We start from the raw sequence: 21889 nt of genomic DNA on the forward strand, positions 1-21889 counted from the left end.
AATTGTTGATTATAAACTAAATGCTTATATTTGCAGGCTCGATAAAGAAAATTTAGCCTATGAAGTATCTGCTGTTATTAAGTTTTTGTTTCCTGTTTTTACAAGGTAAAGCACAAAATTCTGAGTCATCAAATGAACCGGATAGTATCAAAAAAACAGTTCTCGCCACTTATTATCACAGAAAATTCGAAGGCCGCCGGACCACCAGCGGCGCTAAATACAGATCGAAAAAACTAACGGCCGCACACCGTACCCTGCCCTTCGGCACCTTGATTACGGTAACCAATCCCGATAATGGAAAGTCGGTAGTGGTGAAGGTGAATGACCGTGGTCCTTTCTCTAAAAGACTGGCTATTGATTTATCCGAACGTGCTGCAAAACAGATCGGTATCTTCCGTAAAGGCATCGCTAAGGTGAGCCTGAGCTATACTGTTGAGTAGTACTCCTTTTAGCTCTATTCAGAGCTTATTATACCCCTCAAATTTAAGTTATTAACACTTATTTTGGTTTGCTAAACCCTTGAAAAGAAACGATTAGCTTTTTTTTCGCTTGAAAATGATATTTGGCTGATCGTTTTTCCCCAGCAATCGGGCAGGGTGTTAACAACTTTGGTTCACTAAAAAGGGCTACCGTATATATATTTGTTATAACAAAGTTCTTTAACTTCTTGCGCTTGAAAACAAATATAAAAGCTTAGTTTTTAGTAATTTATACGTACATCATCCTGATTGCAATTTTAAATTTTCCTAACTAAAAACTCAGTTGTTTGTCAGGCAATAGGGTTAGCACTTTCACAACAGCGTTTTGATAAAAGACATTACAATCATCATATAAAATTGATGGATGCGTGCCTTTGTCGGCTCTGTTAAAAAAATAGAATTAAAAAACATCAGCGTATGGAACAGGAATTATTACTACAAGAAAACAAAGACAGATTTGTGCTTTTGCCGATAAAATACCCGGCAATCTGGGAAATGTATAAAAAGACCGAAGCTAGTTTTTGGACCGCAGAAGAAATTGATCTTTCTGACGACCAGAAACACTGGGACAATTTAAATGATGGCGAAAGGCATTTCATTTCTCACATTCTTGCTTTCTTTTCTGCTAGTGATGGTATCGTGAACGAAAACCTTGCGGTAAACTTCATGAGTGAGGTGCAATTGCCTGAAGCACGTTGCTTTTATGGTTTCCAGATCATGATGGAAAACATCCATGCCGAAACCTACGCCCTGTTAATCGATACTTATATCAAAGACCCTGAAGAAAAAGACCGTTTGTTCCATGCGATCGATACCGTACCTGCAGTAAAAAGAAAAGCAGAATGGGCTTTACGCTGGATCGAAAACGGAACCTTTGCCGAACGTTTGGTTGCATTTGCTGCGGTTGAAGGTATTTTCTTCAGCGGAAGTTTCTGCTCTATCTTCTGGTTAAAGAAACGTGGCCTGATGCCAGGATTAACCTTCAGTAATGAGTTAATCTCGAGAGATGAAGGTTCGCACTGCGAATTTGCTTGTTTACTTTACAGTATGCTGAGCAATAAATTGAGTGAAGAAGCGGTTCACGGCATTATTAGTGATGCAGTTGAAATTGAAAAAGAATTTATTACCGATGCTTTACCAGTTGCATTGATTGGGATGAATGCAAAGTTAATGAGCCAGTATATTGAGTTTGTGGCTGACAGATGGTTACAGGAACTGGGTTACAAAAAAATCTACAATGCAACCAATCCATTCGATTTTATGGAAATGATTTCATTGCAGGGTAAAACCAATTTCTTCGAAAAACGTGTGGGGGATTATCAAAAAAGTGGTGTATTAACCTCTGCTGATAATAACAAACAGGCGTTTTCTTTAGACGAAGATTTCTAAGGTGGAAGGTTAAAGGGGAAAAGGCAGAAGGTTTAATTTTGATACTTGCACCGGTTACTTGATACTAATTAATAAATAACAAAAATACAAAAGTGATGATTAAGTCTTGATACTTGATACTCACGGCTTACTATAAACTTAAATCTCATAAAATATGTTCGTACTAAAAAGAGATGGCCGCAAAGAGGCGGTACAATTTGACAAAATCACAGCCCGTATTCAAAAGCTGTGCTACAGTTTAAATTCAGATCTTGTAGATCCAATCGATGTAGCCAAAAAGGTGATCGAGGGGTTATATGACGGTGTAACCACGTCTGAGTTGGATAACCTTGCCGCAGAAACAGCCGCATCGTTAACAACCAAACACCCTGATTATGCTTTGCTGGCATCGCGTATTGCGGTTTCCAACCTGCATAAAAACACCACCAAATCATTCTCGGGTACGATGAAAATGTTGTACGAATACTTCGACCCGAAAGCACAGAAGGCGGCTCCGCTTATTGCTGATGATGTTTATGAGATTATAGAAAAAAACAAGGATATCTTAGATAGTTCTATCATTTACGACCGCGATTTCGGCTTCGATTACTTCGGTTTCAAAACCTTAGAAAAATCTTACCTTTTAAAAGTGAACGGTCAGATTGTAGAGCGTCCGCAACATTTGTTTATGCGTGTTTCTGTTGGTATCCACAAAGAGGATATCGAGAGTGCAATCAAAACCTATAACTTAATGAGCGAGCGTTGGTTTACCCATGCTACACCCACATTGTTCAATGCCGCTACACCAAAACCTCAAATGTCGTCATGTTTTTTGTTAACCATGCAGGATGATAGTATTGAAGGGATCTATGATACGTTAAAACAAACCGCTAAAATTTCGCAGAGTGCAGGTGGCATCGGTTTAAGCATTCACAATATCCGTGCAACGGGTTCATATATTGGCGGTACAAACGGTACCAGTAATGGTATTATCCCAATGTTGCGAGTATTTAACGATACAGCCCGTTATGTAGATCAGGGTGGGGGTAAACGTAAAGGTGCCTTTGCTATTTATTTAGAGCCTTGGCATGCCGATGTTTTTGAATTCTTAGATCTGCGTAAAAACCATGGTAAGGAAGAAATGCGTGCGCGTGATTTGTTCTATGCCCTTTGGATTAATGATTTGTTTATGCAACGTGTTAAAGACAATGGCGATTGGACTTTGTTCTGCCCACATGAAGCACCAGGTTTAGCAGATTGTTTTGGAGCTGAATTTGAAGCATTATATACTAAGTACGAAGCTGAAAACCGTGGACGCAGAACCGTTAAGGCTCAGGAACTTTGGTTTGCCATTTTAGATTCGCAGATTGAAACCGGTACACCATATATGTTGTTTAAAGATGCAGCGAACAGCAAATCTAACCAACAAAACCTGGGTACCATTAAAAGTTCTAACCTGTGTACCGAAATTATCGAGTATACTTCTAAAGATGAAGTGGCGGTTTGTAACTTAGCTTCATTGGCATTACCTCGTTTCGTGATCAACGGTGCTTTCGATCACCAGAAATTATACGATGTAACTTATCAGGCTACTTTAAACCTGAACAAAATCATCGATCATAACTTTTATCCGGTTCAAGAAGCCGAAAATTCAAACATGCGTCACCGCCCGGTTGGTTTAGGTGTGCAGGGTTTGGCTGATGCCTTTATCTTATTGCGCTTGCCTTTCGAAAGTGATGAAGCTAAACGTTTGAATAAAGACATTTTCGAAACGATTTATTTCGCTTCTATGACAGCTTCTCACGATTTAGCAGTAAAACATGGTCCTTACCAAACTTTTAAAGGTTCTCCTTTATCAAAAGGTAAATTCCAGTTCGATCTATGGAACGTTACACCAGATAGTGGCCGTTGGGACTGGAATGCATTGCGTAAGAAAGTAGTTAAAGATGGTGTGTACAACTCCTTATTGGTTGCGCCGATGCCAACTGCATCTACGTCTCAGATCTTGGGTAATAACGAATGTTTCGAGCCATATACTTCAAACATTTACACCCGTCGTGTATTAAGTGGGGAGTTTGTAGTGGTAAACAAACACTTATTGAAAGATTTAGTGGCTCTGGGTTTATGGAACAACGATATGAAAAACCAGATCATATTGGCCAATGGTTCAATCCAGGCTATTGATGCTATTCCTGATTATATCAAAGAATTGTACAAAACCGTTTGGGAGATCAAGATGCGTAACATCATCGATATGGCTGCCGATCGTGGTGCCTATATTTGCCAGTCGCAATCATTAAACCTGTTTGTAAACGCACCGAACACTTCAAAATTAACTTCAATGCACTTTTATGCATGGGAAAAAGGTTTAAAAACCGGTATGTACTACCTACGTACTCAGGCAGCATCACAAGCAGTTAAATTTACTGTAGAGAATCAGGGAGGTAAAGCCATTGAAGCGGTTATTCCTGCTGAAATGACACAGGATCAGGTTGCAGAAGAAATCATCGACGGACCAGTTTGTTCGATGGAAGAAGGTTGCATTAGCTGTTCAGGATAAACCCCTAAATCCCCTAATGGGGACTTTAAGAATCTAATCATATCGTAAGGTTTTGGGCAAAAGCTCAAAACCTTATTTTTTGTTTATACTTTTGTATTGGTTATTAGTTCATTAGTCATTGGTTCATTGGTTTGCCAAATGTCAATAGAACTTTCACTAATGAACCAATGAACAATTGAACTTTTAAAATGTCTTCACATATTCATAGCGCCAAACACGAAATCATCCCTTGCGAGCGATGTAATGGTGCTATTGAGTGCAAGGCAAATTCCTATACCAAATGCCAATGCAGCGTAGTACAGCTCAGCATTAACGAAGTACAGTACATCTCCGAATTATATGATGGCTGCCTGTGTGCCAAATGCCTTTTCGAATTACAGCAGGAGTATAGAGAAGAAATCGGGGTTTAATCTTTGTGCTTTTGTGGCTTTGTGGTGAAAAAATTGAAAAGCAAGTTTTTGTACTCTTGAGTTGGCGCAGGTCCACTTTCCCTACTGCCCCGATAAAACAAAGGTAAGTGCTTAAATCCTGGGCGTTCGTACAATCGGGTTTAGTTAAGCTGGGTCTTGTGCTCTTCTAAAAAATCTTTAGTTCCTTTATCTCCGGTTCCAATTGCGATGAAATACTGTAGCCCAATCTGGTCAGTTGTATAGGTCCAAAAAGGGACAGCTTTTCTTTATTAATTGTTAATTATACATTTAAAATTTTCCGGGCTGGCTGCCAAAACCTAAATGGTTAGTTTTTGGTGTTTATAAGCGTTCAGGTAGCTTATTCGTCAAAATGTCATCTGTAGTTGGTATCCTGCTTTAAATCAAGCCTGGGTTATGTTTGAGGCCTTAAAACCGATGAAAAATAGTTTAAAAATAAATGTTAAAATTGGTAACAAAGCACACCATTTGATATCTATATCGTGCTTGATAAATGGTTTATCAGGTTAAAAAAACAGAAAAATATATAACATTATGGAAGCGCTCATTTCTAATTACTGGTGGGTTTTAGTGGCACTGTTGTGCATCATTTTATACAAATATATTTTACGTTTCTTATTCGGGATGGTGATCGTTCCTGAAGACAGGATCGGGTTGATTACCAAAAAATTCGTGCTCTTCGGTTCAGCAAAAGAACTACCCGACGGAAGGATTATCGCCATCAGGGGCGAAGCCGGTTTCCAGGGAAAAACACTGGCGCCGGGATTGTATTTCGGGATGTGGTTTTGGCAATACAGCGTAACCATGGAACAGTTTACCATTATTCCGGAAGGTAAAATCGGACTGATTATGGCCAAGGATGGCTCTGAAATTCCAACGGGAAATATCTTAGGGCAAAAGGTTGAGTCTGATAACTTTCAGGATGCGGTGAAGTTTCTCGAAAACGGCGGTCAGCGAGGTCGGCAAACAGCTTACATTACATCCGGCTCGTACCGTATTAATACCATGCTCTTTCAGGTATCGGTTACTGATATGATCCGCATTCAGGAAAGCATGGTCGGTATTGTAACCACATTGGATGGTTTGCCGATTGAAGCCAATCAGATCGCTGGTAAACTGGTTGACGGGCACAACAATTTTCAGGATTTCGATGCCTTTATCAAGCAGGGTGGTAACCGTGGTTTGCAGCCGCAGGTAATTTTAGCAGGTTCATACAACCTCAATCCATGGGCAATCCAGTTGGAAGAAATTCCGATGACCGAAATCGCGATCGGTTATGTAGGCGTGGTGATTTCTTTTATCGGTACGGAAGGCAATGACCTAACCGGTGCCGACTTTAAGCACGGTAATATTGTTGGTAAAGGTTCGAAAGGGGTTTGGCTTGAGCCACTTGGTCCGGGCAAATACCCAATTAACAAATACATTATGAAGGTAGAGCTGGTACCAACCACCAATTTGGTGTTAAACTGGGCATCGGCACGTAGTGAGGCCCATAATCTGGACAAAAACCTATCTACCATTACAGTACGTTCTAAAGATGGTTTCCCTTTCAATTTGGATGTGGCACAGATTATCCACGTACCTACAACCGAAGCACCAAAGGTAATTGCCCGTTTTGGTAACATGGTGAACCTGGTTTCGCAGGTTTTAGAGCCCACCATTGGTAACTATTTCCGTAACTCGGCACAGGGAAGTGATGTGATTGCTTTCCTGAGTACCCGTAAGGAACGTCAGGAATCGGCAAAAGAGCATATCCGCAAGGTGCTTGATGAATATAATGTGAATGCGGTTGATACATTGATCGGTGACATTGTTCCGCCAGAATCTTTAATGAAAACTTTAACCGACCGTAAAATTGCGGAAGAACAAAAGGTGACTTACGAAACCCAAAAACAGGCACAGGAAACGCGTCAGGGGATGGAGAAAGAAACCGCCATTGCCGATATGCAGAAGGATATTGTAAAAGCACAACAAAGCGTGGAGATTGCCGAACGTACCGCAAGCGCTACCGTGAAAAAATCGGAAGGTGATGCTGCTGGTGTGAAACTAGCGGTAGGAGCAGAAGCCGAGGCCACAAAAATGAGGGCACACGCCGAAGCCGAAGCTACCAAGGCAAGGGCTCAGGCAGATTCTGAAGCGATTAAGTTAAGGGCATCGGCAGAAGCTGAACAGATTTCGTTAACCGGTGCAGCCGAAGCAGGTAAAATTTTAGCAGTGGGTAAATCAACTGCCGAAGCCTACGAACTTGCCGTTAAGGCTTTGGGTGGTGAAAACTTTACCCGTTACAAAATCACCGAAGAGTTATCGAAAGGCAATGTAAAACTGATCCCTGACGTATTAATTGGTGGCAGTGGGGGCAATCATGGTGGTTCGGCTATGGATGGCCTGTTGGGCCTGAAACTGATGGAACTGATGGATCCTCAGCAACGTAAAGAAGTGGTAGCCGTAGCAGAAATTGTGGAAACAAAACCAAAACCTAAAAAGGATAATATCAATCCTTAACCGGTTTTAAACCAGAATGGCTTCTTGATTTTTCAGGAAGCCATTTTTTTTAGAATCCCGGATCGATAGCAGTATTCTCTGTTGATACGATAATTTCATCTCCCTGTACTTCAGTTAACAGCTGCTCAATATTTGCGTAATCTTTAATTACTTTTACCGTAATTAATGCCAAGGGTAAACCGATAGCATTTCCTATCATGCTGGCAATAGTGCCATTTGTTAATGAATCGATACTGTCACTATTCAGTGTTGTACGGAAAACGACTTGACCAATGATATTACTGGTAATCCAAAGGCCCCACCACCAGCCTAAATATGAAGTTGTAACCGCATTAGCCCGATTTGTTTCTTCAAATAAGATTTCATTGGTTTTGGTATACATTTCTTTCATTATCTGATACGGTTTATATAAACAGATAAAAGGTATAAACCAGCTTAATGCAACCCAATTGTCAGAACTCGAAAGATAATCGGTTTTTAGATGGAGATTAAAGTATGCCCTTCTAAACCACCTGATAAAGGTAATGCAAGAGGTTAGATATGCACCAAAGTATAATATCGCAATCAACCGCTCTCTAAGGTCATTGGCGCTAATCTCGCTATTTGAAACAGCGCTTCCTGACGAAAAGCTTTTTAAAAGATCATATTGGAGATAACTTGAGAAAAATGAGACAATTTCTAATGCTAAAACTATCCAGATCATTAATATGGCAGTTTTAGCCCTTTTTTCGTTGGGTCTGATGAGATTCATATTGAGGTTAATTTTTTATAATAATACGAAATCCTTATCTACATTCCGCTTTTCTTAAAAAACAATTACATAATTATGCCGTTCTACTTTTAAACAAAATAGTAACTTTGCAGCCTAATTTTGAATGAATGAATTTTGAGTGGGTGAATGGCCGTATGTAAAGCATTCAATCACTTTAACATTCTCTCATTCTCTCATTTCGAAAATATGAAGAAAGTAAAAGTTGGCTTGGTGCAGATGAGCTGTACCAAAGATAAACAGGAAAATTTAGATAAAGCAATTGCCAAAGTAAGAGAAGCAGCTGCAAAAGGCGCACAGATTGTGTGTTTGCAGGAACTTTTTACTTCTTTGTATTTCTGCGATGTGGAAGATTACGACAATTTCGACTTAGCAGAGGCCATTCCAGGCCCATCTACCGATGCTTTGCAAGTGGTGGCTAAAGAATTGGGTGTGGTCATCATTGCCTCTTTATTTGAGAAACGTGCAGAAGGCTTGTACCACAACACGACAGCTGTTTTAGATGCTGACGGTTCATATTTAGGTAAATACCGTAAAATGCATATCCCTGATGATCCTGCTTTTTATGAAAAATTTTACTTCACACCAGGTGATTTGGGTTATAAGGTTTTCCAAACCAAGTTTGCTAAAATCGGTATCCTGATCTGCTGGGATCAATGGTACCCAGAAGCTTCACGTATTACGGCTTTAATGGGGGCAGATATCATGTTCTATCCAACTGCCATTGGCTGGGCTACCGATCAGGACGAAGAAACCAATCAGGATCAATATAATGCCTGGCAAACTATCCAACGCTCACATGCAGTTGCAAATGGCGTTCCGGTAGTAAGTGTAAACCGGGTAGGCTTTGAACAGAATGGTGCCATGAAATTTTGGGGTGGAAGCTTCGCCACAAACGGTCAAGGCAAAATACTCTATTTGGGTTCTCACGATCAGGAAGAAACTGAAGTGGTTGAGCTGGATTTATCAGAATCTGATTTCTTCCGTAAACACTGGCCTTTTTTAAGAGACAGGAGGATCGATTCTTATCAGCCGATTACGAAAAGATATATTGATGGGGATTAGAAAAGTCGGAGGTCGGAAGACCGAAGATTAAAGCGAAAATCCATAAATTAAAAATCCATGGTTCGTGTCCTCACGAACCATTCATTTTATAAATTAAAATTAAATGTCCAATTTTCCGCCAAGAAAAGATTTAAATATCAATCAATTTGATTATTCACCGAAGCAGCAAGGTTATGCCTTTCCTGCTGAATGGGCTAAACACGAAGCTACCTGGTTAAGCTGGCCGCATAAGGAAGCCTCCTGGCCAGATAAAATCGAAACCATTTACGAACCCTATTGCCAGTTTATTAAAGCTGTTGCCGAAGGTGAGAAGGTGCGCATCAATGTGAAGGATGAAGAAATGAAAGCTTTTGCTGTTTCTGAATTATCAAAGGTAGGTGCCGATTTAAGCCAGATTGAATTTTATTTTAATGAAACCAATGATGCCTGGTGCCGCGACCATGGTCCTGCATTTGTGTTAAAAGGAAATGAAAAAGCAATAGTTGACTGGGGTTACAATGCCTGGGGCGGAAAATACCCCCCATTTGATCTGGATGATGTGGTTCCGACAAAAATCGCCAATCATTTTAAACTGCCTTTATTTACGCCTGATATTGTGATGGAAGGTGGTTCGGTAGAATTTAACGGCGCTGGAACAATTTTAACCACAACAGCATGTTTGTTGAACGAAAACCGTAATCCGCATTTAACTAAAGAGCAGATCGAAAAATATTTGTTGGAATATTATGGTCAGGAGCAAGTGTTGTGGCTGGGCGATGGAATTGTTGGCGATGATACCGATGGCCACATTGATGATATCACGCGTTTTGTCAATGAGGATACCGTTTTAACAGTTGTAGAAAGTAATCCATTGGATGAAAACTATCTGCTGTTACAAGAGAATTTGGAGACTTTAAAAACACTTAAACTAAAAGATGGCAGGCCATTGAACATTGTGGAGTTGCCCATGCCCTCACCGGTGATTTATGAAGATACCCGTTTACCTGCATCCTATGCCAACTTTTACATCGCTAATGCGGCCGTAATTGTTCCGGTTTTTGATGATGCAAACGATGAAAAAGCACTCGAAATCATTCAAGGCTGTTTTCCAGATCGCAAAGTGATCGGTATCAATTCAGTAGATATTATCTGGGGATTGGGAAGCTTTCACTGTTTGAGCCAGCAGGAACCGACTTTGTAGAGATGATTTATAACCAACAATCAATAGAAGAAATGATAAACACTCAAAGATTAAAATTGAGTGTTTGGGATAAAATTTCTCATTATTGGATCGTAATTCTAATGCTTTTTGGTACTGGAATTTTTTGGTTTCAATCGACTAAGATTTACCTTAACAAAGGAGAATCGTTTTTTTTGGGGCGCTCATTTAATATCGGGTTAATATTTCTTGCGACCGCAATTTTATTTTCGCTTCTGCAATATCGCAGACTTAAATTTATCGAAAAAATTATTTGTTGTACAGAGAAACAATTTAAACAAGCATTATTCGACACAGCTAAAGAGCTAAGTTGGATTATTTTGACCAATAGTAGAAATTATTGCTTTGCTTTTCATGCAACTCGTACCTATTTGAATTGGGGTGAATCTATTACGGTTATTAAAACTGAAAAAGGTATTTTAATAAATAGCATTTGCGACCCTACAAAAACTGCACTGTTTTCATTTGGTTGGAATAGGCGAAATAGAAATACCTTTATCAACTGTTTGGAATTGGTAATTAGGGATAAACAAACTTAAATATTAACTTTACAACATTAAAAACATTTCAACTTTACAACATTTCATAATGAAATTATTAGAAGGAAAAACAGCATTAATTACAGGGGCATCGAAAGGAATCGGCCGCAAAATAGCTGAAAAATTTGCTGAGCAAGGCGCTAATGTAGCTTTTACCTATTTATCATCAGTAGAAAAAGGTGAAGCCTTAGAGCAGGAATTACAAAGCTTTGGGACCAAGGTTAAGGGGTACCGTTCGGATGCATCTAAATTTGCCGAAGCAGAGCAATTGATCAACGATATCGTTGCCGAATTCGGTACGATTGATATTGTGGTAAATAATGCTGGTATTACCAAAGATGGTTTATTGATGCGGATGAGTGAAGAGAACTGGGATGATGTCATCAACATTAATTTAAAATCGATCTTCAACGTAACCAAAGCGGCTTCTAAAGTAATGATGAAGACCCGTAAAGGAGTTTTTATCAACATGAGTTCGGTTGTTGGGGTTACCGGTAATGCCGGACAGGCAAATTACGCCGCATCTAAAGCAGGAATTATTGGTTTTACCAAATCAGTAGCTAAAGAATTAGGATCGCGAAATATCCGTGCCAATGTTGTTGCACCAGGTTTCATCCGTACCGAGATGACTGAAGTTTTAGATCCGAAAGTGGTTGAAGGCTGGGAAAAAGATATTCCATTAAAACGTGCCGGCGAAACGGAAGACATTGCCAATGTTTGTGTGTTTTTAGCCTCTGATATGAGCGCTTACGTAACCGGACAAACTTTATCTGTTTGCGGCGGGATGCTGTAGAGCGGTAGAAGGCATAAGGTTTAAGGTAGATGGTTCTTTCTAAAGCCATAAAATAGTAGAGGCGTAAGGCGGGTAATAAACCTAAATCTTACGCCTTTCAGCTTTTACCTTATTTAAGAGCAGAACCTTACAACATTCCAACCTTTTTTATAGGTATAAGGTTTAAGGCGGAGTGCTGTGGATTAGAACATTGCAGCTTGCCAACATTTCAACGTTCCAACTATTTCACAACGTACTTCCCTTTTACCTCTCCAATCATCGGCTGCATTTTATTCTTCTCAAAAGCTAAATACCCTGTTTGTAGCGATTTCCAAAAGTTAGCCTGCGCAGGGAATTGAGTAATGTATTTCTTCATATTTGCATCGGTCATTTTGAAAGGATAGAGGTTAACCGGAATCTTTTCCTGACCAGCGTTTCTCGCTTCAACACCTAAAACATACACTTCTTTAATTTTTTCGTCGGTTAAAGGAATACAGCCCACGGTTACACAATTACCATGGATGTAGATATCGCTTCCGGGTTTTCTGTCTTTTCCAGTTCTGACATAATCTACTGTATTTGGATAGTTTACGCCAAGTGACAGATGAAAATTGCTCATGGGGTTAAAAACATTGACATAATAAAAGCCCTCAGGCGTTTGTCCGTCGCCTTCAAATACCTTAGGGCCAATAGTACCGGAGTGTGCGCAGAAATCGTATGTTCTAAACAGCGAATAGGTTGTGGACGAATTGTTCTTTAACCAGATTTCGAGCTTTCCTTCGGTTTTATAAGCATTGATCACCATCGAAAACTGATTGCCATAACCAGCGGCAAGCACGAATTTTTTCAATGTTTCCCATTTTTCGTTATAAGCCTTTTCTACTCTTTCGAATTTAATTTGTGTGGCTTTAAAATTATTTTGGGCACTCACCATAAGGCTTAGAGAAAGTAGGAACGTTAAACAGATTAATTTCATAAAGATTGATTTGGTTAAAGCTAATAAATTTATCTTTTTTTAGTACTAATATTTATCATCAACACATAGAATCACATTGCGCGTGGCGTTTGGTGCATAGCGTTTGAAGCACTAATGGACTAATGAAGCAGTGAACCAATTGACAAATAACCTTGAAAATTTCCCTAAAATTACCATCTTTATAGAAGTATGAATAGTTTTTTTTCTGGTACTTCTATTTTGTTTTTTCTGGGTTGCCTGGCCTTGGGCGTTTTATATGCCTGGTTGCTGTATCGGGGCAACAAAAATTTAGATCAAAAACTTCGGTATGGCTTAACGGCATTACGGATGATCGTGGTAACAACGGTCGCGTGGTTACTATTTGCGCCACTCATTAAAACACTAAATTATACCTTAGATAAGCCTATAATCATTATCGGACAAGATAATTCCTTATCTGTTGGTCAGGTAAAGGCGGCTGGTTTTGATCAAAAATTATATGAATACAACCTTAAAGCCTTACAAGATAAACTATCAGATAAGTATGAAGTAAAAACACTTCACTTTGGCGATCAGGTTGCGGATGGTTTTGACTTTAAAAATCAGGGTAAATTAACAGATGCTGCAGCCTTTTTTCAGAAAGTTAAAGATGAATATACGAATCGGAATGTTGGTGCCATTATTTTAGCAACGGATGGTATTTTTAATCATGGTGGAAATCCCCTGTATAGCGTAAATCAGATTAATGCACCGGTGTATACCGTTGCCCTTGGTGATAGTATCCCGAAGCGTGATGTATTGATCTCCAATGTAAATTACAATAACATTGTGTATCTGGATGATGATTTTACCATCGAAGTTCAGGTTCAGGCTTTTCAAAGCGATGGCGAGAATACGGTTTTAACGGTTAGCCAAAACGGTGCAAAGGTTGAGCAACAAAACATATCCATTAATGGAGGTTCTTTTGTTAAAACTATTCCGGTTAAAATTCATGCAGGTAAAACCGGTGTCCAGAAATATACCGTTCAGCTCGGGGTTTTAAAAAATGAGATCACTACCCGCAATAACACTCAGACCTTTTACGTAGAAGTGATTGATGGCCGGCAGAAAGTATTGCTGGCAGCAGTTGCCCCACATCCCGATTTAGGCGTTTTAAAGGAAGCTATTTCGCTGAATAAACATTACGAGGCTAAACTTGTCCTTGCGGATGATTTAAATGCAACAGATCCCTCTAAATTCGATTTAATTGTATTGTATCAATTGCCAGATATCCAGAATCTCTCGGCCACCTTTTTAAAGAAGTTAACAGGCTTGAAAAAACCAATCTGGTACATTTTAGGGGCTCAGAGTAATGTAAATGCTTTTAACCAGATCCAAAATCAGGTTAACCTGGGGTCTGCAAATGGTTCTATTCAGGAAGTGTATGCCGATTTTGCCAATGGTTTTACCAGTTTCAATCTTAGTGATCAAGATAAAAAACAGTTTTCATCATTCGACCCACTACTCAGTCCATTTGGCAGGTTAACGGTAAATGCAGGTGCAACGCCTGTTTTTAATCAGCGTATCGGTAAAATAAGTACCCAGCAGCCATTGTTGTTCTTCGCAAATGAAAATGGCTTAAAGATGGCTTATTTGATGGGGGAGGGGCTTTGGCGCTGGAAATTATCAGAAGCTGAAAACGAAAGCAATCAATCGGTTTTAAATGACCTGATTTCGAAAACCGTTCAATACCTCTCTGTTAAAGATGATAAGCGCAGGTTTAAGGTGTTTACGTCAAAATCTGCTTATGATGAAAACGAAGCGATCCAGTTTAATAGTACACTTTATAATGATAGCTACCTGCCTGTAAATGAACCTGAAGTTAATCTTCAGGTTAAAAATGAAGCCGGCAAAGTGTTTAATTATATTTTTTCTAAAACTGAAAATGGTTATCAGTTAGACGCCGGAACCATGCCAGCAGGCAATTATTTTTATCTCGCCAACACCGAACTTGGAGGAAAGAAATTTACCGCATCAGGCAGTTTCTATGTGAATGCACTAACTGCAGAATTTCAGCAAACTACAGCCAATCACCAGCTTTTAAATACGATGTCTAAGCAAAGTAATGGTAAATTGTTTATGCCCGAAAACCTGCTTAAAATAGCAGATGAGATTGCCAAAAACGAAAATATTAAAACCATCAGTTACGAAGACCGCAAGTATGACGAATTGATCAGTATGAAATGGCTCTTTGGTTTAATCTTGATTTTACTAGGCACAGAATGGTTTTTAAGAAAAAGGAACGGGGAGGTATAAGTTTGGGGTGGGGTGTCGTGAGTGTGTAGTCAGATGTTACCATCTGACTGATAAAATATCTTGAAATTGATGAGTAATCCGATGGTATTTGATTAATTTGAAAGTGTCAGATGGTAACATCTGGCACCGCTTTAGGTTCAATTTTGTAATAGATATGGGGTTAAGAAATAGAGGGTTATTTCTGGAGAAAAAATGTTTTTTCGTGACTACCAGTTGCTATAAACATTTAAGACTTCTTGAGAGTAGTTCGTGCAAATTAATAATTGCCAATAGTTTAAATTTTATTGCTATAAAATATAAGATTTCAATTCTTGGTTATGTAATCATGCCTAATCACCTTCATGTTTTATTTTATTTCAACGGAGAAAATAAATTATCAGATAGTATGCGCGATTTGAAAAAGTTTTGTGCTTTTGAGATTCGAAAGTATCTTGAATACAGCGGCAGCCCACTGCTAAATTTGATAAGAGTTGAAAGTGATAAACAAGTCTTTAAAGTTTGGGAAGATAGATTTGATGATGTTTGGATTGGAAGTAAAGAGCTTCTCGAAATTAAGCTGGAGTATATTCATCAAAACCCATTGCAATCTCATTGGAATTTGAGTGAATATCCTGAGGGGTACAGTTTTAGTAGTGCTACATTTTATTTAGGAAATCCAGAAAATATTGTTAACCTGACTGATTATAGAGATGTTTTTGAATGATCGACTTATTTTGAGTGATGTGCAGTCAGATGTTACCATCCGACTGATAGAATATCTTGAAATTGATGAGTAATCCGATGGTATTTGATTAATTTGAAAGTGTCAGATGGTAACATCTGACACCACGGAGAACTCCCAACTGTCTTAATGCCATTCATCCCTGTAAACGAACTTGGGCATGTGCCATTCGAAGCGGATAGAAAGTAACCTTAACGTTAATCCAACAATAGCGGCTGTAATGGTAGCCAGCATTTCACTGCCATGGAAATGTTCTATACCGATGTAAACAGCTCCAGTTACAATTGCTGCACTGGCATAAATTTCTTTGCGGAACAAAAATGGAACTTCATTACAGAGTACATCGCGAAGCACGCCGCCTGCACATCCGGTAATCATTCCACTGAAAAGTACAATTAAATAGGGTAAATGGATTTCTTGTGCAACCTGACAACCAATAATAGTAAACACCACTAAGCCCAGGGCATCGAGATAAAGAAATAGTTTTTTAAGCTTCGTCATTACAGATGCGATAAATGCAGCAAGTAATGCTGCTACCGCGGTAATCACTAAATATTCGGGATGCTCTACCCAGCTCATCGGGTAATGACCAAATAATACATTTCTAACCGTGCCGCCACCAAGTGCGGTAACCCAGGCAATAATGCAAACACCAACCCAGTCCATATCACGTCGGCCTGCAGAAAGTGCTGCGGTCATGGCTTCAGCTGTGATGGCGATAATATAGAGGATATGAAGCATTAGATGGTTAACTGTTTAAATTGGTTAATCGGTTAACTGATAAATTGTTGAATGGTTAAATTGCTGACTGCAAACAGCCAATCAAAGTTCTTTTGCTTTAGATCCTGAAACAAGTTCAGGAGGACGAGACTAAAGGAAGATAACTTAAACGCCCAGCGCCATACGCTAATCCTTCTTCTCTTCCTGGATAATCACAAAAACATCTTCATTATCTTTTTTCATGAAATATTTTTCACGTGCAAATTTTTCAGCCGTATTCAGATTGGTATTCAGTTCGTTGAGATCTTTTTTAACCTGCGCAGTTTCTTTCTCGAAATATTCCTTTTCTTCCTGTAATTTATTCGCCTGGCTACGGTATTCGTACTGCGACATCATATCATTTTTGTCGAAAAACAGCATCCACATCGCAAATGCGACAGTAGCAAGAAAGTATTTGTTGCGGAAAAGATCTATTAAACGTTTCATATATTGATATGAGATTTTAGATGTGAGATTTGAGAAAACCCAAATCCAACAAACAAATATAGGATTAAAATAAAAACATCCGAAGATTTAAAATCTCCGGATGTTTTCCAAATAAGTTTTTCAACTTGTTAACACCCCAAACCCCTAAAGGGGTTTTATGGCATTTCTCTAAGTCCCCTTTAGGGGATTATTTTTTAGCGTATTTGAATTTCGAACCGATGAAACGTGCGTTTTCGCCTAATTCTTCTTCAATACGTAATAATTGATTGTATTTTGCAATTCTGTCTGAACGTGATGCAGAACCTGTTTTAATCTGTCCGCAGTTTAATGCAACAGCTAAATCGGCAATGGTAACATCTTCAGTTTCGCCAGAACGGTGACTCATTACCGAAGTATAACCACTGTTTTGGGCTAAAGTTACGGCATTGATCGTTTCAGTTAAAGAACCGATCTGGTTCACTTTTACCAGGATAGAGTTCGCTGTATCTTCATCGATACCACGTTGTAAACGGGTTACGTTAGTTACAAATAAATCATCACCAACCAATTGAACATGATCGCCAATTTTATCGGTTAAACTTTTCCAGCCAGTCCAGTCGTTTTCATCCATACCATCTTCAATAGAGATAATTGGATATTTTGCAGAAAGGTCAGCAAGATATTGTGCCTGCTCTTCGCTGGAACGAATTACCCCAGTTGCACCTTCAAATTTAGTATAGTCATACTTACCATCTTTATAAAACTCAGATGAAGCACAGTCTAAAGCTAAACAGATTTGAGCACCTGGTTTGTAACCGGCAGTTTCAATTGCTTTTAATACCGTTTCAATTGCATCTTCAGTACCATCAAAAGTTGGTGCAAAACCACCTTCATCACCTACGGCAGTAGATAAACCTCTATCGTGAAGAATTTTTTTCAAGCTATGGAAAACTTCAGTTCCCCAACGTAAAGCTTCAGAGAAAGAAGGTGCGCCAACTGGCATAATCATAAATTCCTGGAAAGCGATCGGTGCATCAGAGTGAGAACCACCATTAATGATGTTCATCATCGGAATTGGTAGGGTATTAGCATTAACACCACCAATGTAACGGTATAAAGGTTGACCAATTTCATCAGCAGCAGCTTTAGCAACAGCCAAAGAAACACCTAAAATGGCGTTAGCACCCAGGTTACCTTTATTTTCGGTACCGTCAAGGTCGATCATTAATTTATCAATTGCATTTTGCTCAAAAACATCAATGCCTCTTAATGCATCAGCAATTTTAGTATTTACATTTTCTACGGCTTTTAAAACACCTTTACCTAAATATGTAGATTTATCACCATCACGTAATTCAACAGCCTCATATTGTCCAGTAGATGCACCGCTTGGTACAGCAGCACGGCCAAAAGCGCCTGCCTCTGTTACTACTTCTACTTCTACTGTTGGATTGCCTCTCGAATCGAGAATTTGTCTGGCATGGACATTAACGATTATGCTCATTTTTATTTGATTTTTTATTGATTTTTTAACCTGCTTAGTGTAAAAAGTACAATTACTAAGCGCAACACCAAAGTTAATATATTTTTTAAATAAATAAAGCCTTTTAAGGGTTAATGTTACGATAGTTGTTTGAGTTAACGGATCGTTAATTTTAACTTAATATGAGCATTAATGATGCTTGATGAATGTCGTCATCTCGACTGAGGCGCAGCGAAATGGAGAGATCCATAAATAGTATATGATACCATGGATTTCTCCCCTACAGTCGAAATGACGATTTATTATTTTTTAGCTTCAGCTAAAAGTTCAGAATTTAAACGCACGTATTCATCAACCTTTTGTGCTTTTGCAACATCAATGCCTTGCTGTGCTGTGGCCGCTGCGCCAGCTTTATCGCCCATTTTTAATTGGATACGGCCTTTCCACAACTTATACCAGGGTGCTTTTGGATCTGATTTTTCTGCCTCCGTCATCCATTCTAAAGCAGTTTTTAAATCTTTCCCGTTTTGATAGTAATACAATGCTGCATTAAAATAAGGTTTCTTTTCACCTTTCATTGCCTCTGCGATATTCGCCATTACTTTTTCATCAATAGATGTCGTAATATTAATCGTATAGCCACTATTCTCCCACATCATATTTAACTGTGCTGCAGTTTCGCTAACAGCCGAAAACTGCATGGTTAGGGTTTCTACTTTATCTTTTAAAGTTATAGTTTTTACTTTTACCCTAAGCACATCATCGCTTTCCTTGAATTCGTAAGCACCCCATTGATCCGCAATTTTGTTAAAAATAACCGTCCACTCACTTTTGCCAGGAATACTGAACAGGCCATATTCGCCGGCTGGTAAATCTTTGCCTTCGATTTTAACGGCATCGGTAAATTTAATGCGTGTGGCCGCATTTGCTCCATTGCGCCAAACCGTGCCCAACGGCTCCATACCACCAAAAATTTTACGGCCCTTTACATTCGGACGGGAATAGGTCAGCGTTATTTTACCCAGTCCAAAATCCTGGACAATGCTTTGTCCGCTACTGGGTTGCGGGAATTTAGCTCCCTGGGCATTAGCGAGATCCGCTGCGCCTAAAAATGCAATAAACAGCACTACTGATTTGATCGATAATTTCATTGTTTTGTTGTTTTTGGTTTGCACCAATTTACGAAATAAGCATCAAGTTTAATAAAATGTTCTCATTCTGCCCTTAAATCAGCTGATGTTTCCTGAATCCAAAAATCAGCTCATCAAAGTATTCGCCGTTTTTGAAAATCGTATCTTTTAATTCCGCCTCGAAAACAAAACCTGCTTTTTTTAAAACCTGTTGCGAGGCCAGATTGGTATGGGCAGTACGGGCAAAAATCCGCTCGATATCAAAAGTTTCGAAACCATATCTCAACATCTCTTTTACGGCGAGTGGAGCAATGCCCCGCCCCCAAAAATCTTCAGCAATCCAATAGCCCATTTCTGCACTTTTGCTATAAATATCAGCCAATTGGTGTACGCCTATCGATCCGATTACTTCACCGTTTAATACAATAGCTTTAATTTGTAGGGGCTCATGACTTAAAGCCAATTGAATAAAGGCTTCGCCATCTTTTTTCTCATAAGGGAATGGGAACTTATTGGTTAGGTATTTCGAAATGTTGAAATTGTTGGCGTTTTTCACCAAATGCTCTATATCACCAGGTTGGTAAGGGCGTAAAATTAACTGCATTGTTTACGATTTTATCAAGATGAATGTGATCTGTAACATTTCATTAAAACCAAAGTCAGAATTAAAATGCCTTTATGCTACACCTCAGTCAATTTGAAAAATCTTATTTCGGTCATCTTGTTTTAAAGATAGAAAATATTACAATTCCCAAAGGTATTTTCTGGATAAAAGGCAGCAATGGTACCGGAAAAAGCACGCTGTTAAAATCAATAGCGGGGATATTGTCTTTCGAAGGTGATGTTGCAATAAATACAGTTTATCTAAAAAGCCATGGTGTTGCGTACCGGAAACTGGTAAATTTCGCTGCGGCTGAGCCATTATTTCCTGAATTTTTAACCGGGTTAGAGATGATTGATCTTTTTGCCAAAGCAAAAGGCGCAGCTCTGGGTCAGGAAGAAAATTTGATTACCGAAATGGGGATGAGGCCTTACATCCATAATCCTTTGGGTTCGTATTCCAGCGGTATGCTCAAAAAATTGTCATTGGTATTGGCTTTTTTAGGGCAACCTAAGCTGATCCTATTGGATGAACCATTAAATACGATTGATGTAGCATCTTTAGAGGTATTATACCGTTGGATCAATGCCAGTTACCAAAATGAAAAAGTTAGTTTTTTACTGTCCTCGCATCAGCCGCTGGATGAAGTAAAATTACCCGGACTAAAGCAGATCGATATCGGGGATAAACAGATCATGATAAATTTTTAATGTTTACTACTTCAAACACGGCTTTAAAGAAAATATTTGTAGATGGATTTTACCGTATCCATGCGGGTATGCTGGTGTTCCTCTTCGTGATATTGATCAGTTACTGTTTATTTATCAATACTTTAGGTACGGTGAGGCCGGAACAAATTGATTTCTGGCAATTTTTCTTCACCATTAGTTTGGTAAGCAATCCACTGATTATGGCTTTTTATCTTGTGGCAAGCGCATTGTATGCCTATAAAAGCGTAAAATACGTTTTAAACCAGTTTACTTTGCCCCAGCAAGAGTTTTTGTATTATAGTTTCAACTCCACCAGCAGAAAGCAGCAGTTTTTAGCCTGGTGCACCGTGCATACCTATATATTTATTCCTGTTTTATGTTATACGTTATATGCCATGACCATAGGTCTGGTATTTGGCTTCTACCTGATTTCAATCGGAATTTTGCTTTTTCAGGTTCTGCTGATTATGGCCAGCGCCTATATCTGCCTGAGAGAAAATAATCGTTTAATAGCGGCTAATCAACCGGGTTGGTTAATCAGGATCAGCAAAAAATGGCATAAACCTGTTTTTTTATTGTTTAGCTTTCAGGTTTTAAATCAATCCAAGTTGGCTTATCTGCTCACCAAATTATTATCGTGGGTATTGATTTCGAGTGTATTTTTGGTTTTTGCTGATCTTAAGAATAATTCAAGACTCTTGATGCTCATCACTTCCTGTATTGTTGTTGCACATGTGGTGCTGATTTACCAGGAAAAAGTTTTTAACGACCGTTATTTATCCTTTCTGTCAAATTTTCCTTTCAGTAAGGCAAAGGTGTTTTTTAGCTTCGGTTTAAACTATCTCGTTTTGTTATTACCCGAAATGTGCTGGATATTTACCCGTTTTGGCCTGTTAACTTCGTTTCAGCTTATTCTGTTTGCTTTCTCCGCTACTCTTTTGTTTAGAAGTTTACTCTTGATGAATGGAATAAGGGTTAAAAGATTTTTAACAGGTGTTTTTTGCCTGTTTTTTCTTTTCTATGTAGTTATTATGTTTGGTTTAGGCTTAGCGCTAATTCCGTTAAACATTCTCGCAGCCTGGGTGGTGTTTGGGAGAAATTATCTGAATGATAGCATTTTGTGCTGATA

At 38.9% G+C, this 21889-nt stretch carries 20 protein-coding genes; 13 read left to right on the forward strand and 7 right to left on the reverse strand.

Features of this window, described 5'->3' with window-relative positions; all coding sequences use genetic code 11:
* Positions 1 to 59 precede the first annotated feature (59 nt).
* The 5 genes from AC04Q1_RS12890 to AC04Q1_RS12910 all read left to right on the forward strand — a co-directional run bounded on the left by AC04Q1_RS12890 (position 60) and on the right by AC04Q1_RS12910 (position 7337).
* Positions 60 to 440: a septal ring lytic transglycosylase RlpA family protein gene (locus tag AC04Q1_RS12890; RefSeq protein ID WP_478365007.1), complete on the forward strand. Its 381-nt coding sequence runs from the start codon at positions 60 to 62 to the stop codon at positions 438 to 440.
* Positions 441 to 896: 456 nt separating this feature from the next.
* The gene (locus tag AC04Q1_RS12895; protein ID WP_025145778.1) at positions 897 to 1868 is read left to right on the forward strand and encodes a ribonucleoside-diphosphate reductase small subunit; all 972 of its coding nucleotides are present in this window, start codon (positions 897 to 899) and stop codon (positions 1866 to 1868) included.
* Between the two features lie 154 nt (positions 1869 to 2022).
* Complete coding sequence (locus AC04Q1_RS12900; protein ID WP_478365008.1) at positions 2023 to 4407, forward strand: ribonucleoside-diphosphate reductase subunit alpha; 2385 nt, start codon at positions 2023 to 2025, stop codon at positions 4405 to 4407.
* Between the two features lie 188 nt (positions 4408 to 4595).
* A complete protein-coding gene (locus AC04Q1_RS12905; RefSeq protein WP_478365009.1) occupies positions 4596 to 4817 on the forward strand; it encodes a cysteine-rich CWC family protein in 222 nt (73 codons plus the stop codon).
* Between the two features lie 552 nt (positions 4818 to 5369).
* Positions 5370 to 7337, forward strand: a complete 1968-nt coding sequence (locus AC04Q1_RS12910; RefSeq protein ID WP_478365010.1) for an SPFH domain-containing protein — start codon at positions 5370 to 5372, stop codon at positions 7335 to 7337.
* A gap of 49 nt (positions 7338 to 7386) precedes the next feature.
* Here AC04Q1_RS12910 and AC04Q1_RS12915 read toward each other — a convergent pair whose 3' ends face one another.
* Entirely contained in the window at positions 7387 to 8088 is a 702-nt protein-coding gene (locus tag AC04Q1_RS12915) for a DUF4328 domain-containing protein (protein WP_478365011.1), read from the reverse strand.
* Positions 8089 to 8295: 207 nt separating this feature from the next.
* Here AC04Q1_RS12915 and AC04Q1_RS12920 point away from each other — a divergent pair, with 207 nt between their 5' ends.
* The 4 genes from AC04Q1_RS12920 to fabG all read left to right on the forward strand — a co-directional run bounded on the left by AC04Q1_RS12920 (position 8296) and on the right by fabG (position 11701).
* Positions 8296 to 9171 carry a carbon-nitrogen hydrolase gene (locus tag AC04Q1_RS12920; RefSeq protein WP_478365012.1) on the forward strand — a complete coding sequence of 292 codons (876 nt, stop codon included), beginning with the start codon at positions 8296 to 8298 and terminating at the stop codon, positions 9169 to 9171.
* 103 nt (positions 9172 to 9274) lie between these two features.
* Complete coding sequence (locus tag AC04Q1_RS12925) at positions 9275 to 10351, forward strand: agmatine deiminase family protein (protein WP_478365013.1); 1077 nt, start codon at positions 9275 to 9277, stop codon at positions 10349 to 10351.
* Positions 10352 to 10353: 2 nt separating this feature from the next.
* A complete protein-coding gene (locus AC04Q1_RS12930) occupies positions 10354 to 10908 on the forward strand; it encodes a hypothetical protein (RefSeq protein WP_478365014.1) in 555 nt (184 codons plus the stop codon).
* Positions 10909 to 10957: 49 nt separating this feature from the next.
* Positions 10958 to 11701, forward strand: a complete 744-nt coding sequence (gene fabG / locus AC04Q1_RS12935) for a 3-oxoacyl-[acyl-carrier-protein] reductase (RefSeq protein WP_478365015.1) — start codon at positions 10958 to 10960, stop codon at positions 11699 to 11701.
* Between the two features lie 220 nt (positions 11702 to 11921).
* Here the strand turns inward: fabG and AC04Q1_RS12940 are convergent, their stop codons facing one another.
* On the reverse strand, positions 11922 to 12656 hold the full coding sequence (locus AC04Q1_RS12940) for a L,D-transpeptidase family protein (protein WP_478365016.1): 735 nt from the start codon (positions 12654 to 12656) through the stop codon (positions 11922 to 11924).
* 189 nt (positions 12657 to 12845) lie between these two features.
* Between AC04Q1_RS12940 and AC04Q1_RS12945 the strand changes: the two genes are divergently transcribed.
* Both AC04Q1_RS12945 and AC04Q1_RS12950 read left to right on the forward strand, forming a co-directional pair.
* On the forward strand, positions 12846 to 14930 hold the full coding sequence (locus AC04Q1_RS12945) for a hypothetical protein (RefSeq protein ID WP_478365017.1): 2085 nt from the start codon (positions 12846 to 12848) through the stop codon (positions 14928 to 14930).
* 154 nt (positions 14931 to 15084) lie between these two features.
* The gene (locus AC04Q1_RS12950) at positions 15085 to 15633 is read left to right on the forward strand and encodes a transposase (protein WP_478365018.1); all 549 of its coding nucleotides are present in this window, start codon (positions 15085 to 15087) and stop codon (positions 15631 to 15633) included.
* Between the two features lie 144 nt (positions 15634 to 15777).
* On the opposite strand, the gene AC04Q1_RS12955 is transcribed toward AC04Q1_RS12950, so the two are convergent.
* The 5 genes from AC04Q1_RS12955 to AC04Q1_RS12975 all read right to left on the reverse strand — a co-directional run bounded on the left by AC04Q1_RS12955 (position 15778) and on the right by AC04Q1_RS12975 (position 20053).
* Positions 15778 to 16392, reverse strand: a complete 615-nt coding sequence (locus tag AC04Q1_RS12955; RefSeq protein WP_478365019.1) for a trimeric intracellular cation channel family protein — start codon at positions 16390 to 16392, stop codon at positions 15778 to 15780.
* Positions 16393 to 16557: 165 nt separating this feature from the next.
* Positions 16558 to 16857 (reverse strand): FtsB family cell division protein, encoded by a 300-nt coding sequence (locus tag AC04Q1_RS12960; protein ID WP_025145767.1) that lies wholly within the window; start codon positions 16855 to 16857, stop codon positions 16558 to 16560.
* 187 nt (positions 16858 to 17044) lie between these two features.
* Entirely contained in the window at positions 17045 to 18340 is a 1296-nt protein-coding gene (gene eno, locus AC04Q1_RS12965) for a phosphopyruvate hydratase (RefSeq protein ID WP_478365020.1), read from the reverse strand.
* Positions 18341 to 18621: 281 nt separating this feature from the next.
* On the reverse strand, positions 18622 to 19470 hold the full coding sequence (locus tag AC04Q1_RS12970) for a DUF2911 domain-containing protein (RefSeq protein ID WP_478365021.1): 849 nt from the start codon (positions 19468 to 19470) through the stop codon (positions 18622 to 18624).
* 73 nt (positions 19471 to 19543) lie between these two features.
* Positions 19544 to 20053 carry a GNAT family N-acetyltransferase gene (locus AC04Q1_RS12975; protein WP_478365022.1) on the reverse strand — a complete coding sequence of 170 codons (510 nt, stop codon included), beginning with the start codon at positions 20051 to 20053 and terminating at the stop codon, positions 19544 to 19546.
* Between the two features lie 74 nt (positions 20054 to 20127).
* Between AC04Q1_RS12975 and AC04Q1_RS12980 the strand changes: the two genes are divergently transcribed.
* A complete protein-coding gene (locus tag AC04Q1_RS12980; protein WP_478365023.1) occupies positions 20128 to 20760 on the forward strand; it encodes an ABC transporter ATP-binding protein in 633 nt (210 codons plus the stop codon).
* Entirely contained in the window at positions 20760 to 21887 is a 1128-nt protein-coding gene (locus tag AC04Q1_RS12985; RefSeq protein WP_478365024.1) for a hypothetical protein, read from the forward strand. Before AC04Q1_RS12980 ends, AC04Q1_RS12985 begins: the two co-directional genes overlap by 1 nt.
* Positions 21888 to 21889: the final 2 nt, after the last annotated feature.

Source organism: Pedobacter humicola, assembly GCF_056490705.1.